This is a genomic window from uncultured Streptomyces sp., assembly GCF_947488945.1.
Taxonomy (GTDB): Bacteria; Actinomycetota; Actinomycetes; order Streptomycetales; family Streptomycetaceae; genus Streptomyces.
On the sequence record NZ_CANLBS010000022.1, the window covers coordinates 80,385 to 94,940 of the forward strand.

Genomic DNA, 14,556 nt, shown 5'->3' on the forward strand with positions numbered 1-14,556 from the left:
TCGGCTCAGGTGGCGATGGGGACCGTACACGGTCCCCGTACCGCGGTCGTCGGGTGCCACCCCGTGTACTTCCCGTGATAAAGCCCCGGGAAAACTCGGGCGATCCCAGTGTTTCCGGCCCTGCGGGGTTCACGCAGAGTAGAACGTCCCCGATGCGGCACTGTGATCGATCACACAGCGCTCAACCGGTGACTCGTCCCGAAAATTCCGCTTAAAGCGAACGCATCGCCGGAGAACGCGCTCACGGTGCGCAGTCTCTCAGACCGGGAGAGTGACGCGCATCACGAGTCCGCCGCCCTCGCGGGGCTCCGCGATGATACGGCCGCCGTGGGCACGCGCCACGGACCTCGCGATCGACAGGCCGAGGCCGACGCCCTTGTCGCTCCCCGTCCGCTCCGTGCGAAGCCTGCGGAACGGCTCGAAGAGGTTGTCGACCTCGTAGGCCGGGACCACCGGGCCGGTGTTGGAGACCGTCAGCAGCGCCTGCCCGGCCACCACCGCGGTGGTGACCTCCACCCAGCCGTCCCGCGGCACGTTGTACCGGACGGCGTTCTGCACGAGGTTCAGCGCGATCCGCTCCAGCAGGACGCCGTTGCCCTGCACCACGGCCCCGGCCCGCTCACCCCGGATCTCCACGCCCTTGTCCGCCGCCTCGCCGAGCGACTGGTCGACGGCGCGCTCGGCCACCTCGGCGAGGTCGACCGGCTTGCGCTCCACGATCTGGTTGTCGCTGCGGGCCAGCAGCAGCAGCCCCTCGACGAGCTGCTCGCTGCGCTCGTTGGTGGCGAGCAGGGTCTTGCCGAGCTGCTGGAGCTCCGGCGGCGCCTCGGGATCGGAGAGGTGCACCTCCAGCAGCGTCCGGTTGATGGCGAGCGGGGTGCGCAGTTCGTGCGAGGCGTTGCCGACGAACCGCTGCTGGGCGGTGAACGCCCGCTCCAGCCGGTCGAGCATCTCGTCGAAGGTGTCGGACAGCTCCTTGAGCTCGTCGTCCGGGCCGTCCAGCTCGATGCGCCGGGTCAGGTCCGTGCCGGCCACCCGGCGGGCGGTCCGGGTGATCTTGCCGAGCGGCGAGAGGACCCGGCCGGCCATGGCGTAGCCGAAGGCGAAGGCGATGACGGTGAGCCCCACCAGGGCCAGCAGGGCCCGGTTGAGCAGGCTGTCCAGGGCGTGCTGCCGCTGGGCGGCCGTGCACGCCTTGAGGGCCTCGTTGAGCTGGCTGTTGTCCTGGGCGGTGGCGAGCTGCGGACAGGTCTCGCTGGCGATCCGCACATTGGTGCCGGACACCTGGAACGCGATGTTCCCGGCGTCGTGCAGGGCTTGAGCGGCGAGCATGTAGATGATCGACAGCAGCAGGATGCCCGCGATCAGGAACATCCCGCCGTAGAGCAGCGTGAGCCGTATCCGGATGGTCGGACGCAGCCACGGGTAGGTGGGTTCCTGCTTGGGGTCCCAGGTGGGCTTGGGCGGTGCCGTGACCGGCACCTGCGGGGCTGCCATGGGGGTCCTCAGATCCGGTAGCCGGAGCCGGGGACGGTGACGATGACCGGGGGCTCGCCGAGCTTGCGGCGCAGGGTCATGACCGTCACCCGCACCACGTTGGTGAACGGGTCGGTGTTCTCGTCCCAGGCCTTCTCCAGCAGCTGTTCCGCCGAGACCACGGCCCCCTCGCTGCGCATCAGGACCTCCAGCACCGCGAACTCCTTGGGGGCGAGCTGGATCTCCTGGTCGTCGCGGTGGACCTCGCGGCGGTTCGGGTCGAGCTTGATGCCCGCGCGTTCGAGGACCGGCGGCAGCGCCACGGTCGTACGGCGCCCGAGGGCGCGGACCCGGGCGGTCAGCTCGGTGAAGGCGAAGGGCTTGGGCAGGTAGTCGTCCGCGCCCAGTTCCAGCCCCTCCACCCGGTCGCTGACGTCGCCGGAGGCGGTGAGCATGAGCACCCGGGTGGGCATGCCCAGCTCCACGATCTTGCGGCAGACGTCGTCGCCGTGGACCAGCGGGAGGTCGCGGTCCAGGACCACGACGTCGTAGTCGTTGACGCCGACCCGCTCCAGGGCGGCCGCCCCGTCGTACACGACGTCGACGGCCATCGCCTCGCGGCGGAGTCCGGTGGCCACCGCATCGGCGAGCAGCTGCTCGTCCTCGACGACGAGTACGCGCACGGCGCTGTCCTTCCTTCGGTCCTTCGGATCATGGGTGCACGGTCCGTCGCCCCTCCCCGGCCGGCTACGGCGGTGTCCGGAGCGTTCCGTCCGGGGGCGCCGGCACGGGCGTGCGCGTCCATCCTGCCTGCAACGCGCATAAACCGGCGGTAAGACGGCGGGTGACGGCACGGGGGCCGGACGGCCACGCCCGGGAAGACGGCGGAATCTCGGGCCAGTTGAGGTTTCTGCCGGGCACGGGGTGGGGATGACGGTTGCACACCCCGCGATCACGCCACGCATGTGGCGTCCACCACGGCCCGTTCCGTCACCGCCGGAGCCGCGTGATCGCCCGTCCCCGGGCTCGTTGCCCGGGGCACTCCCGGGCACACCCCCGTGCCACCCACCCACGACGAGGGGGCGCTTCCATGGACGCTTTCACCGCAGGTCTGCTGCACCGCATCAGGACCACCGAGTCCGACCTCACCCGGGCGCGTGAGACGGGCGACGACTTCCTCGCCGACGTCGAACAGAGCGAGCTGGAGGACCTCCTCCGCCTCGCCGCCGAGCACGGTGTCGACATCGGCGCCACGGCCGTCTGAGCCACCGCGGGACGCCCCGGCGCCCACCGGCGCCGGCGGAGCCGCCGCCCGCCCGCACGCGAAGCCCGTCGGAGCCCCCACCAGGGGCCCGGCGGGCTTTTCGTGCGCCGGGGCAAGGGGGATTGGCCCCGGTCAGTCGTGCCAGGCGCCCAGCTCTTCGAGGAGCGCCTGGAGGGGCGCGAAGACCGCGGGGGTGGCGGCCACCGTGAGGTCGCCGTCGGCAGGGAGGCCGGGGCGTCCGCCGGTCAGCGCGCCCGCCTCGCGGGCGATCAGGTCGCCCGCCGCCAGGTCCCAGGGGTGCAGGCCGCGCTCGTAGTAGCCGTCGAGCCGGCCGGCCGCCACGTCGCACAGGTCGACGGCGGCCGAGCCGCCGCGGCGGATGTCCCGCAGCCGCGGGATCAGCCGCTGGGCGACGTCCGCCTGGTGCGTGCGGACGGTGGTGACGTAGTTGAAGCCGGTCGACACCAGCGCCCGGTCGAGCGGGGCCGCCGGACGGCAGGCCAGCCGGGCGCCGTTCAGGTGGGCGCCGCCGCCGAGCACCGCGTGGAAGGTCTCGCGCCGCATCGGGACCTCGACGACGCCGGCGATCCGTTCGCCGTCGCGCTCGGCCGCGATGGAGACGGCCCAGGTCGGCAGCCCGTAGAGGTAGTTCACGGTGCCGTCGAGGGGGTCGATGACCCAGCGGACGCCGCTGCTGCCGGGCGAGCCGGCGCCCTCCTCGCCGAGGAAGCCGTCGTCGGGGCGGTGCTCGGCGAGGAAACCGGTGATCAGCTTCTCGGCGGCGATGTCCATCTCGGTGACCACGTCGACGGGGCTGGACTTCGTCGCCGCCACGGCGAGGTCGGCGGGCCGTCCGTCGCGGAGCAGCGCTCCGGCGCGGCGGGCCGCCTCCAGGGCGAGGTCGAGCAGTTCGGTCGGCAGGGGGTCGGTCACGGCGCTCCCGGAGTGGTGGTGGCGGTTCGGGGGTCGGTGGGTCGGGGCCGGGTCAGAACGGGCTGTCGGCGCCCGCGGCGGCGGGCTTCGGGGCCCTGGCCGGGCAGCACCCCACGGGGCACACGTCGTGCGAGGGGCCCAGCAGGCCCAGCGCGCAGCGCTCCACGGACCGGCCGTTCTCGGCGGCGGTGCGCTCCAGGAAAAGGTCGCGGACGGCGGCCGCGAACCGGGGGTCTGCGCCGACGGTGGCGGAGCGGCGGACCGGCAGGCCCAGCTCGGCGGCCTTGGCGGTGGCCTCCGTGTCGAGGTCGTAGAGGACCTCCATGTGGTCGGAGACGAAGCCGATCGGGACCATCACGACGGCGGGGACGCCGTCGCCGTGCAGCGTCTCCAGGTGGTCGCAGATGTCGGGCTCCAGCCACGGGATGTGCGGGGCGCCGCTGCGGGACTGGTAGACGAGCTGCCACGGGTGGTCGACGCCGGTCTGCTCGCGGACGGCGTCCACGACGACGCGGGCGACGTCCAGGTGCTCGGCGACGTACGCGCCGCCGCCGCCGTGGTCCTCGGCGGGGCCGGAGGCGTCCGCCGCGGTGACCGGGATGGAGTGCGTGGTGAAGGCCAGGTGGGCGCGGCCCCTGACGTCCTCGGGCAGCTCGGCGAGCGAGGCGAGCACGCCGTCCACCATCGGCCGTACGAAGCCGGGGTGGTTGAAGTAGTGCCGCAGCTTGTCCACCCGCGGCACCGGCAGCCCTTCGGCCTCCAGTTCGGCGAGCGACTGGGCGAGGTTCTCGCGGTACTGGCGGCAGCCGGAGTAGGAGGCGTACGCGCTGGTGGCGAGGACCGCGATGCGGCGGTGGCCGTCGCGGACCATCTCCCGCAGGGTGTCGGTGAGGTAAGGCGCCCAGTTGCGGTTGCCCCAGTACACCGGGACGTCCAGGCCGTGCTCGGCGAAGTCGGCGCGCAGGGTGCCGAGCAGGTCGCGGTTCTGGGCGTTGATCGGGCTCACGCCGCCGAACAGGAAGTAGTGCTGCCCCACCTCCTTCAGCCGTTCCTCGGGGATGCCCCGGCCGCGGGTGACGTTCCGGAGGAACGGAACCACGTCGTCCGGTCCTTCGGGGCCGCCGAAGGAGAGCAGGAGCAGGGCGTCGTACACAGCGGGATCACGCACATCGGACATGCCTCGATCCTGCCATCCGCCGCCGACAGCGCGGCGACCGACATCCCCTCCGCCGCACGGGCCGGCGCGGACCGGGGGCGTCGTCCGGCGGGCCGGCCCGGGGTGCCGGTGGGCGGGGGCGGAGCGGACGTCCCCGGCCGTAAGCTGTGTCGGCCCTCTTCACGCATGACAGGTCCGACCGGAGTCCCCGTGCCCAGCCCCTACCGCGCCCTCTTCACCGCCCCCGGCTCCACCGCCTTCTCGGCCGCCGGACTCCTCGGCCGGATGCCGCTGTCCATGATGGGCATCGGCGTGGTGACCATGGTGTCCCAGCTGACCGGCCGTTACGGACTGGCGGGCGCGCTCTCCGCGACCCTCGCGATGGCGGCGGCGGTCTTCGGCCCGCAGGTCTCCCGGCTGGTGGACCGCTACGGGCAACGGCGGGTGCTGCGCCCGGTCACCCTGTTCGCGGCGGCGGCCGTGGCGGGGCTGCTGGTCTGCGCGCAGCAGGGCTTCCCGGACTGGACGCTGTTCGTCTTCTCGGCGGCGGCGGGCTGCGTCCCCAGCGTGGGATCGATGGTCCGGGCCCGGTGGGCGGAGATCCACCGGGGCTCGCCGCGCGAGCTGCACACCGCGTACTCGTGGGAGTCGATCGTCGACGAGGTGTGCTTCATCTTCGGGCCGATCGTCTCGATCGGGCTGTCCACCGCCTGGTTCCCCGAAGCGGGCCCGCTGCTCGCCGGGGTCTTCCTGGTGATCGGGGTGTTCTGGCTGACCGCGCAGCGGGCCACCGAGCCGGCGGCCCACCCGAAGTCGCCGCAGTCCGGCGGCTCCGCGCTCCGCTCCCCCGGCCTCCAGGTGCTGGCGCTCACCTTCGTGGCGACCGGGGCGATCTTCGGCTCGATCGACGTGGTGACGGTGGCGTTCGCCGAGGAGCGCGGCCACAAGGCGGCGGCCAGTCTGGTGCTCGCCGTCTACGCCCTCGGGTCCTGTCTGGCCGGTGCGGTCTTCGGGCTGCTGCACCTCACGGGCCGTGCCTCCACCCGGTGGCTGGTGGGGGTCTGCGCGATGGCCGTGAGTATGATCCCCCTCCAACTGGCCGGGAGCCTCCCGTTCCTGGCCGTGGCGCTCTTTGTCGCGGGCCTCGCCATCGCACCGACGATGGTGACCACCATGGCCCTCGTCGAGCAGCACGTCCCCCGCACCAAGCTGACCGAGGGCATGACCTGGACCAGCACCGGGCTCGCCGTCGGGGTCGCGCTCGGCTCCTCGGCCGCCGGCTGGGTGGTCGACGCCTCGGGCGCCGGTGCGGGGTACGTGGTGTCCGCGGCGGCCGGAGTGACCGCGGCCGCGGTGGCGCTCCTGGGGCACCGCCGGCTCGCGGAGCCGGCGAAGACGGGAAGGCGCGGGGAAGATGACCGAGACCTACGCTCGGACGACGCGGGGCACGTGGCACAACTGGGCGGGGAACGTGACCGCGCGGCCGGCCCGGAGCGTGGCCCCGGCATCGGTGGACGAGCTCGCGGACGCGGTCCGCGCGGCGGCCGCTGAGGGCCTGCGGGTCAAGGCGGTCGGCACCGGCCACTCCTTCACCGCGGCGGCGGCCACCGACGGGGTGCTGATACGCCCCGGCCTGCTGACGGGCATCCGCGACATCGACCGCGCGGCCATGACCGTGACGGTCGAGGCGGGCACCCCGCTCAAGCGCCTCAACGCCGCGCTGGCACGGGAAGGGCTCTCGCTCACCAACATGGGCGACATCATGGAGCAGACCGTGGCGGGGGCGACCTCCACCGGCACCCACGGCACCGGCCGCGACTCGGCCTCCATAGCGGCGCAGATCAGGGCGCTGGAAATGGTCACCGCCGCCGGCGAGGTGCTGCGCTGCTCTCCGCAGGAGAACCCGGAGGTGTTCGCGGCGGCCCGGATCGGGCTCGGCGCGCTCGGCGTGGTGACGGCCCTCACCTTCGCCGTGGAGCCGGTGTTCCTGCTGACGGCCCGCGAGGAGCCGATGAGCTTCGAGCGGGTCACCTCGGAGTTCGACGCGCTCGTGGCCGAGAACGAGCACTTCGAGTTCTACTGGTTCCCGCACACGGGCAACTGCACCACCAAGCGCAACAACCGCAGCGCCGGACCGGCCGCCCCTCCCGGCCGGATCAGCGGCTGGATCGAGGACGAGCTCCTCTCCAACGCGGTGTTCCAGGTGGCCTGCTCGGTCGGCCGGGCGGTCCCCGCGGCCATCCCGTCGATCGCCAGGATCTCCAGCCGGGCCCTGTCGGCCCGCACCTACACCGACATCCCCTACAAGGTGTTCACCAGCCCGCGCCGGGTGCGCTTCGTGGAGATGGAGTACGCGCTGCCGCGTTCCGAGGCGGCCGGGGCGCTGCGGGAGCTGAAGGCGATGGTCGAGCGGTCGCCGCTGCGGGTGAGCTTCCCGGTGGAGGTGCGGACCGCTCCCGCCGACGACATCGCCCTGTCCACCGCGTCGGGCCGCGAGTCGGTGTACATCGCGGTGCACCTGTACAAGGGCACCCCGTACCAGGCGTACTTCACCGCGGTGGAGCGGCTGATGACCGAGCGCGCGGGCCGGCCGCACTGGGGCAAGGTGCACACCCGCGACGCGGCCTACCTGTCCGAGGTCTATCCCCGGTTCGGGGAGTTCACCGCGCTGCGCGACCGGCTCGACCCGGACCGCGTCTTCGCCAACGACTACCTGCGCCGGGTGCTGGGCGACTGAGGCGTCCCGGTCCCGGAGCGGCGAGGGCCGGGGCCCCCACCCTCGTGGTGGGGGCCCCGGCCCTCGCGCCGTCGTCGGCCGCGCCGGAGCGCGCCGGTTCACTCGCCGTCGGCGCCGGTCCCCGGCTGCTCGCCGTTCTCGCCGTTCTCGCCGGAGCCGTCGTCGCCGGTCTCCGCCGGCGCCGTGGCCGTGCCGCCGTCGGTGGCGGACGGCGTGGGCGTCGGAGCCTGCGAGGCCCCGCCGTCCGCACCGGACGGGGCGGTGGTCGGCGCGTCGGTGGCGTCGGTGCCCGCTCCGCCCTCCGGGGTCGGGCTCGCGGTGCCGGTGCCGGGGGTGGCGCTCGTCCCGGTGTCCGGGCTCTGCCGCTCGTCGCCCTGCTCGTCGCCCCGCTCGTCGCCGCCGGTGCTGGTGGCGGGCGAGGGGTCGGTGGAGCCGGAACCGCCGCTGCCGCCGCGGACGACCGAACCCACGGTGGTGCCGCGGCCGCCGCTGAGGTCGCTGCCCGAGATCATCTCGAACGCGGTGATCCCGACCATCGCCACGACGAACACGACGACGGCAGCGAGGACGGGCCTCTTCCAGCCGCGCCGCACGGCGTGGGTGGTGCCGTCCGACCAGTCGTCGTCCTGCGGGGCGTCCTGCGCCGGCACGCCCGCGGCGTCCGCCTGCCGCAGCAGCATGGTGCTGTCGGCCTCGTTCACCGGGACCGCCCGGAGCATCCGGGTGCGCTCGGGGTCCGTCTCCGGGGCCGCCCGCAGCATCCGGGTCGCGTCGTCGTCCTCGGGAACGGTGCCGAGGAGCTGGGTGCGGTCGGCGTCGCCGCCGGGCACCGCGCCGAGCAGCCGCGTGCCGTCCGTGTCGTTCACCGGGACGCCCCAGGTGACGGGTCCGGTGGCGGCGCCGGGTGCCGGTACCGGACGGGTCGCGTCGTTCCCCGCGAAGGCCGCGCCGGAGGCGCCGTACGGGTCGGGCTCCCGGGGTCCGGCGGTGCACCGGTCGTCCGGCGGCCACGGCTCCCGGGTGGTCTCACGGGTCCGCACCGAGACCTGACGGCCCGTGGGGTGGGTGACCTGGACGGTGACCTCGCGGATCTGCTCGCCGGTGCGGCGGAAGAAGTGCTGGAAGACCGAGCTTCCGCAGGTGGCGACGATGCTCATCACCCCCGCCCCGACGATCGTGCCGTACACCCCCAGTTGCGAGGCCGCGACCGCCGCCGCCACCGCGGCCAGCGCGCTGCCGGCGACCTGCGGCAGATTCAGATCGATGCGCCTCTCTTCGGGTTCCGTGTCCTTTTCCGCCCTCTGAACCATGACCAGCCCTTGCTTGACATCTCTCCCACCCTGCACCAGGAAGGGACAAACGAGCGAAGGGGATAGTTCCGTTTCTGGTGATTCTGTGAAGCAGGACACGCAACACGGGCAAATGGCGGGCAAGTGGGTAACAGGACCCGCGTGCCCGCCGAGAACTCGAACGGCGCGCCGGACCACCCCGGTGGCCCGAATGGAGTACTGTGACGAGCCCTGGGACCGTGCTCCTGCGTGGGTGGCACGGGACACACGAAGGGGGCCGAAGGCGGCAGTCGAACCGGCGGCGCCAAGGCATCGCACGGCGCTTCCGTGCACGGACGGCCGTCCCGGTCGCCCGCGGCGCGGCAGGTGATCGTGTCAGGACGGTGTGAGGGGCCGCGGCCCGACACGCCGGGCAACTTGGCAAGGTTGTGGCAGGCTGCACCCGGGCAGGCCACACTCGACTAGCGGAAGCAGCGACGCACGTGACGTCGGCAGGCACCACCCGGGAGGTCCCCATGCCCGAACTGCGTGTCGTGGCCGTCTCCAACGACGGCACACGACTGGTGCTCAAGGCTGCGGACAGCACGGAGTACACGCTTCCGATCGATGAGCGTCTCCGTGCGGCGGTGCGCAACGACCGCGCGCGGCTCGGTCAGATCGAGATCGAGGTGGAGAGCCATCTCCGCCCACGCGACATCCAGGCCCGTATAAGGGCCGGCGCCTCCGCCGAGGAGGTGGCCCAGTTCGCGGGCATCCCCGTCGACCGGGTGCGCCGTTTCGAGGGCCCGGTCCTGGCGGAGCGCGCCTTCATGGCCGAACGCGCCCGGAAGACCCCCGTGCGCCGCCCCGGCGAGAACACCGGCCCCCAGCTCGGCGACGCGGTACAGGAACGCCTGCTGCTGCGCGGCGCCGACAAGGAGACCGTCCAGTGGGACTCCTGGCGCCGCGACGACGGCACCTGGGAGGTCCTGCTGGTCTACCGCGTCGCGGGCGAGCCGCACTCGGCGAGCTGGACCTACGATCCGCCCCGCCGCCTGGTCCAGGCCGTGGACGACGAGGCGCGTTCGCTGATCGGCGAGAGCGAGGCCGCCGCCCCGGAGCCGAGCTTCCCGTTCGTGCCCCGGATCGCCCGGCTGCCGCGCGACCGGCCCCTGGACCGTGCTCTCGACCGGCAGATGGAGCGCTACCACGCCCCGGCTTCCTCCGAACCCGAGGAGTACACCGCTCCGTCGGCTGCCGAGCGCGACTCGCTGACCAGTCTCCTGGAGGCGGTGCCGAGCTTCCGCGGCGACATGGTGGTGCCCGAGCGGCCCTCCCCGCCGGAGCCGTCGGCCATGGAACCGGCCGCCGAGGAGCCCGAGGCCGACGAACCGCCGGCCGCCGCGGCCTCCGCGGGTGCCGGTTCGGCCTACGCCGACGTGCTCATGCCCCGTGCGGTCGCGGGCCACCGCGACCGCCTGACCGGGACGACCGACCGGCAGGCCGAGGCGGACGGAGTCCGGCCGGGCCGACGGGCCGCGGTGCCGAGCTGGGACGAGATCGTCTTCGGCACCCGCAGGAAGAAGCAGGACTGATCCGGGCGGAGCCCCGCTCCCCGCCCGCCGCCGGAGGCCCGTCCGCGAGAATCCCTCGCGCACGGGCCTCCGGCACGTCCGGCAGGGCTCACTTCCGGGTGTCCGGCCGGGGGCACCGGGCTACTGCGGGTCGGGGCCGGTGGCGACCGGACGGTGTTCGTCCGCACTCCACTCCGACCACGAGCCGGGGTACAGCACCCCGCGCAGGCCCGCGATCTCCAGCGCGAGCACCTGGTGCGCGCCGGACACCCCGGAGCCGCAGTACACGCCGACCTCGCCGCCGTCCCGCGCGCCCAGCGCACCGAACCGCTCGGCCAGCCGCTCCGCGGGCAGGTACCGCCCGTCGGCTCCCACGTTCTCCCCCGTCGGCGCCGAGACCGCGCCCGGGATGTGCCCGCCGACCCGGTCGATGGGCTCCACGTCGCCCCGGTAGCGCTCCGCGGCCCGCGCGTCCAGCAGCAGCCCGGTCCGGGCCAGGGCCGCCGCGCCGTCCGCGTCCACCACCGGCAGCGCACCGGGCCGTGGCCGGAAGTCACCCTCCTGCGGCGCGGGGATCTCCTTCGACAGCTCACCGGTCCAGGCCGGCAGCCCGCCGTCCAGTACCCGGACGTCCTCGTGCCCGGCCCAGCGCAGCAGCCACCAGGCGCGGGCGGCGGCCCAGCCCTGGCCGCCGTCGTAGACCACCACCGGCCGGTCGGCCCGCACCCCGGCCCGGCGCATGGCGGCGCCGAAGGCCTCCGGGTCCGGGAGGGGGTGGCGGCCGCCGGAACCGGGTGGACCGGCGAGCTCCGTGTCGAGGTCGACGAAGACGGCGCCGGGGAGGTGACCGGCCTCGTAGTCGGGCCGTCCGTTCGGGCCGCCCAGTTGCCAGCGGACGTCCAGGAACACCGGCGGACGGGGGCCCGCCGACTCGCTGAGGCATGCGGATGCGGTGATGATGGGCTTCATGGACGCCATCTTCGCGCAGTGGCCCGTCCGCGCGTAGGGGTACCCGCCCGACATACCGGCGCACCACGTCCGCGCCGGGTCGAGAACCCGCACCGTGCGGCGCGGCAGGGGGCGCCCGGCGGGCCCGGTGGTGAAAGCATCGGGGCCGGGGCTTACTCAGCCGGGCCGTGACCTGGACCCGCTGCCGGCCCCGTTCCCGCGTACGGCCACCACGATGGTCCGAGGAGAGACGACGATGACCGAGGCCGCCACCCGGCGCACGCCCGGAACGCCTTGCTGGGTGAGTCTGATCGTGCACAGCCTGACCGCGACCCAGGATTTCTACGGAGCCCTGTTCGGCTGGGAGTTCCGCCCCGGCCCCGAGCAACTCGGCCCGTACGTAAGGGGCCGGCTGGACGGCAGGGAAGTGGCCGGCATCGGGCAGTTGCCGCCCGACCGGCATCTCCCGGTCGCCTGGACGCCGTACCTCGCCTCCGACGACGTCGCGCTGACCGCCGAGACGATCCGGTCCTGCGGCGGCACCGTCGCCGTCGGCCCGATCGACGCGGACGACGCGGGCCGGCTCGCCATCGCGTCCGACCCGGGCGGAGCGGTCTTCGGGGTGTGGCAGGCCGCCGCGCACATCGGGACGCAGCTCGCGGGCACCGCCGGAACCCCGGTCTGGAACGAGCTGCTGACCCGCGAGACGGCGACCGTCGGCAAGTTCTACCAGGCGGTGTTCGGTTACGAGGCGGAGGCGGTCGTGTCGGCCGACTTCGACTACCAGACGCTGCACCTGGACGGCCGGCCCGTCGCCGCCCTGCACGGGGTGGGCCACGCCCTGCCGCGCGACCGCGGCCCGCACTGGATGACGTACTTCGAGGTGGACGACACCGACGACGCCGCGCGTCGGGTGGTGGAGCTGGGCGGTCACGTCCTGCAACCGCCGCGGGAGGGGTCGAACGGGCGGATCGCCACCGTCTGCGACCCGGAGGGCGCGGTCTTCACGATCGTCCGCACCGAGCGGTCCTGAGACCGGCCGCGGCGCCGGGACCGGCGCCGGGACCGGGCGGGGGGTGGAGCAACGGGGGCGCGGGACCGGGGAGCGCAGGACCGGGAGGTGTAGGACCGGGGGCCGAGCGCAATCGCGACGGCCGCCCGAGGCGCGCGGCCCGCGAGGCGGCTGGAATGGCGGGATGAACTCTTCGCCGCCGCCCGCCGCACCACCGCTACCGTCCGCCGCCGTCCACGAACGGCTGGCCCGGGAACGTAATGCCTGGCTGTGCACCGTGCGCCCGGACGGCACCCCGCACGCGACACCGGTCTGGTTCGTGTTCTCGCGGGGCAGTTGGTGGGTCGGCACGGACGCCTCGTCCGTCAAGGTCCGCAACATCGAGCGGTTCCCTGGCGTCTGTCTGATGCTGGAGGGCGGTGACCGTCCGGTCGTCGCGGAGGGCGAAGCGGTGCTGTACAGGGGCCCGTTCCCCGAACGGATCACGGAGGCGTTCACCGAGAAGTACGCCTGGGACGCGGTCGCCCCGTACGAAGGGGGCGGAGCACGGGTCCTGCTCGAAATCCCGGTACGCCGCTGGTTGTTGGCAGGTACGGCACCGTGAGACGCCGCACGGCGCACGGCCGGACGCTCGCGCGGGGCACGGGGGTGCGCGGCCTTGACGCGGGACATCGCGGGACCCGTATCGGGACCCGTCGCGGCCCCGTCGCGGCCCCGGAAACCGGATGGTGGTGCGCGCGGGACGACGGCTAATCTCCCGGGGTGACGAGCACGGGGGACCCACGCCTGGACACGGCCGTCGACGAGGCGTTGTCGGCGGGCCCGGCCGTCGCGCGGGCGTTGCGCGCCGTCCCCGCGGACCTGCTGGCGGAACGGCTCCACGACCGCCTGGAGGGCGGGGCGTGGGGGTGCCTCGACCTGCTGGACGGCCGTCCGCTGCTGCGTACCCCGGCGCTGGAGCGAGCCCTGGGACGGTTGCGCGACGAGGGGCGGGACGACCTCGCGGACCGGACCCTGCTGGTCGACGGGGTGCTGCGGGACCCGGACGCGGCACGCCGGGACGCGCAGGCGTGGGCGGCGGCGCGGGTTCGTCCGGGGCCGGGCGCGACGCCGCGCGCCGCGTCCCGGCAGGAGTCGCTGGATCTCGCCAGGACCGGGACCCCGACCCAGGTACGCAGGGCGCTGACCCGGCTTGCGGTCGCGCCCGGCGGGGAGGAGGACCCGGAACTCCGCCGTCTGGTGGACGAGTTGCTGCACCACCCGGTGGCCGGGGTGCGGCTGCACGCCCACCGCGCCTCGCGGACCGCGCTGGACCGCCGGACGTACCTCGGGCACACCGAGGTGCTGCTGGGCGATCCGCAGCCCTCCGTGGTCCGCTCGGCGATCCGGATCGTGTGCCACGCCCGCTGGGAGCCCGCCGCACCCGCGGTGACCGATCTGCTCGGGCACCCGCACCCCGTGGTCCGCGAGGCGGCGGCCGAAGGGCTGGTCCGGCTGGGCGCCTCGGGGGTGCCCCCGCTCCGGCACGCCGCCGCCCGCGCCCGGCCGGACCACAGGGCCCGCTACACGGACGTGCTCGAACGGATCACGACCGCGCGGGCCTGATCCGGGCCCCGGACGGTTCCGGCCCTACGCCGCAGAGGCTTCGGGCCGTACGCCGTCGGCTCGGACCACTGGGGAGGCCAAGGGCTCGGAGCTCCGGGGAGGCCCAAGGGCTCGGACCGCTGGGGGGCGGCTCGGCCGCTGGGAGGCCCAAGGGCTCGGACCGTGCGCCCGCCGGCGGTTCCTACGGCGTACGGTCGCTCCGCGGAGTGCGCAAGGCCGCTCGGAGGGCGTACGGCTGTCCAGGGGCGGGGCGCCGGCCGTCCCGGCGGACGTACACTCGGCCCATGCGCCGCACCAGCGTCATGACGGAGGACCGCCCGCACCGGGCCGGCTCCGACGTGCCCGCTGTCCGCCGCGCGCCGCTGCCGGGTCTCGGCTAGCGATCTTCTTCGCCTCCTGGGGCGTTCGACGCACCGTTCCCGGACCGTTCTTCCCGGGCGGTCCGGCAGACGGTTCACCCAGTGGTTCCCGACCGGGGCAAGGCCCCGTCCCGCTGTGCTCCGCGCGCGCCCGCCTCCGTCGGCCGCGCGAGCCCGGCTTCACCACCGCGGTCCCGGCGCACTGCCGTCGGCCGCGTTCCGGC

General features: G+C 74.3%; 13 protein-coding genes. 7 read left to right on the plus strand and 6 right to left on the minus strand.

The features are described from left to right. Positions 1–258 precede the first annotated feature (258 nt). Together Q0994_RS28085 and Q0994_RS28090 are read right to left on the minus strand one after the other, a co-directional pair. On the minus strand, positions 259–1,497 hold the full coding sequence (locus Q0994_RS28085; protein ID WP_299539934.1) for a cell wall metabolism sensor histidine kinase WalK: 1,239 nt from the start codon (positions 1,495–1,497) through the stop codon (positions 259–261). A gap of 8 nt (positions 1,498–1,505) precedes the next feature. Continuing rightward, on the minus strand, positions 1,506–2,159 hold the full coding sequence (locus tag Q0994_RS28090; protein ID WP_299539935.1) for a response regulator transcription factor: 654 nt from the start codon (positions 2,157–2,159) through the stop codon (positions 1,506–1,508). Between the two features lie 407 nt (positions 2,160–2,566). Here Q0994_RS28090 and Q0994_RS28095 point away from each other — a divergent pair, with 407 nt between their 5' ends. Then, positions 2,567–2,740, plus strand: coding sequence for a hypothetical protein (locus Q0994_RS28095; RefSeq protein ID WP_299539937.1), 174 nt, complete (start codon positions 2,567–2,569; stop codon positions 2,738–2,740). 132 nt (positions 2,741–2,872) lie between these two features. Here Q0994_RS28095 and Q0994_RS28100 read toward each other — a convergent pair whose 3' ends face one another. Both Q0994_RS28100 and Q0994_RS28105 read right to left on the minus strand, forming a co-directional pair. Further along, on the minus strand, positions 2,873–3,673 hold the full coding sequence (locus Q0994_RS28100) for an inositol monophosphatase family protein (RefSeq protein ID WP_299539940.1): 801 nt from the start codon (positions 3,671–3,673) through the stop codon (positions 2,873–2,875). 52 nt (positions 3,674–3,725) lie between these two features. Continuing rightward, positions 3,726–4,850 carry a ferrochelatase gene (locus Q0994_RS28105; RefSeq protein ID WP_299539943.1) on the minus strand — a complete coding sequence of 375 codons (1,125 nt, stop codon included), beginning with the start codon at positions 4,848–4,850 and terminating at the stop codon, positions 3,726–3,728. A 189-nt stretch (positions 4,851–5,039) separates the two neighbouring features. Here Q0994_RS28105 and Q0994_RS28110 point away from each other — a divergent pair, with 189 nt between their 5' ends. Continuing rightward, positions 5,040–6,380: an MFS transporter gene (locus Q0994_RS28110; RefSeq protein WP_299539946.1), complete on the plus strand. Its 1,341-nt coding sequence runs from the start codon at positions 5,040–5,042 to the stop codon at positions 6,378–6,380. After that, entirely contained in the window at positions 6,325–7,566 is a 1,242-nt protein-coding gene (locus tag Q0994_RS28115) for a D-arabinono-1,4-lactone oxidase (protein ID WP_299539949.1), read from the plus strand. Before Q0994_RS28110 ends, Q0994_RS28115 begins: the two co-directional genes overlap by 56 nt. Before the next feature lie 98 nt (positions 7,567–7,664). Here Q0994_RS28115 and Q0994_RS28120 read toward each other — a convergent pair whose 3' ends face one another. Next, positions 7,665–8,876: a hypothetical protein gene (locus Q0994_RS28120; RefSeq protein ID WP_299539952.1), complete on the minus strand. Its 1,212-nt coding sequence runs from the start codon at positions 8,874–8,876 to the stop codon at positions 7,665–7,667. Between the two features lie 494 nt (positions 8,877–9,370). On the opposite strand from Q0994_RS28120, the gene sepH reads away from it, so the two are divergent. Beyond that, on the plus strand, positions 9,371–10,429 hold the full coding sequence (gene sepH, locus Q0994_RS28125; protein WP_299539954.1) for a septation protein SepH: 1,059 nt from the start codon (positions 9,371–9,373) through the stop codon (positions 10,427–10,429). Between the two features lie 120 nt (positions 10,430–10,549). Here the strand turns inward: sepH and Q0994_RS28130 are convergent, their stop codons facing one another. After that, positions 10,550–11,377, minus strand: coding sequence for a sulfurtransferase (locus tag Q0994_RS28130; protein ID WP_299539956.1), 828 nt, complete (start codon positions 11,375–11,377; stop codon positions 10,550–10,552). Between the two features lie 235 nt (positions 11,378–11,612). Between Q0994_RS28130 and Q0994_RS28135 the strand changes: the two genes are divergently transcribed. From Q0994_RS28135 to Q0994_RS28145, 3 genes are all read left to right on the plus strand, one after another. Further along, the gene (locus Q0994_RS28135; RefSeq protein ID WP_299539959.1) at positions 11,613–12,389 is read left to right on the plus strand and encodes a VOC family protein; all 777 of its coding nucleotides are present in this window, start codon (positions 11,613–11,615) and stop codon (positions 12,387–12,389) included. Positions 12,390–12,552: 163 nt separating this feature from the next. Continuing rightward, positions 12,553–12,972, plus strand: coding sequence for a pyridoxamine 5'-phosphate oxidase family protein (locus tag Q0994_RS28140; RefSeq protein ID WP_299539962.1), 420 nt, complete (start codon positions 12,553–12,555; stop codon positions 12,970–12,972). A 158-nt stretch (positions 12,973–13,130) separates the two neighbouring features. Continuing rightward, entirely contained in the window at positions 13,131–13,973 is an 843-nt protein-coding gene (locus Q0994_RS28145; protein WP_299539965.1) for a HEAT repeat domain-containing protein, read from the plus strand. Positions 13,974–14,556 lie beyond the last annotated feature (583 nt).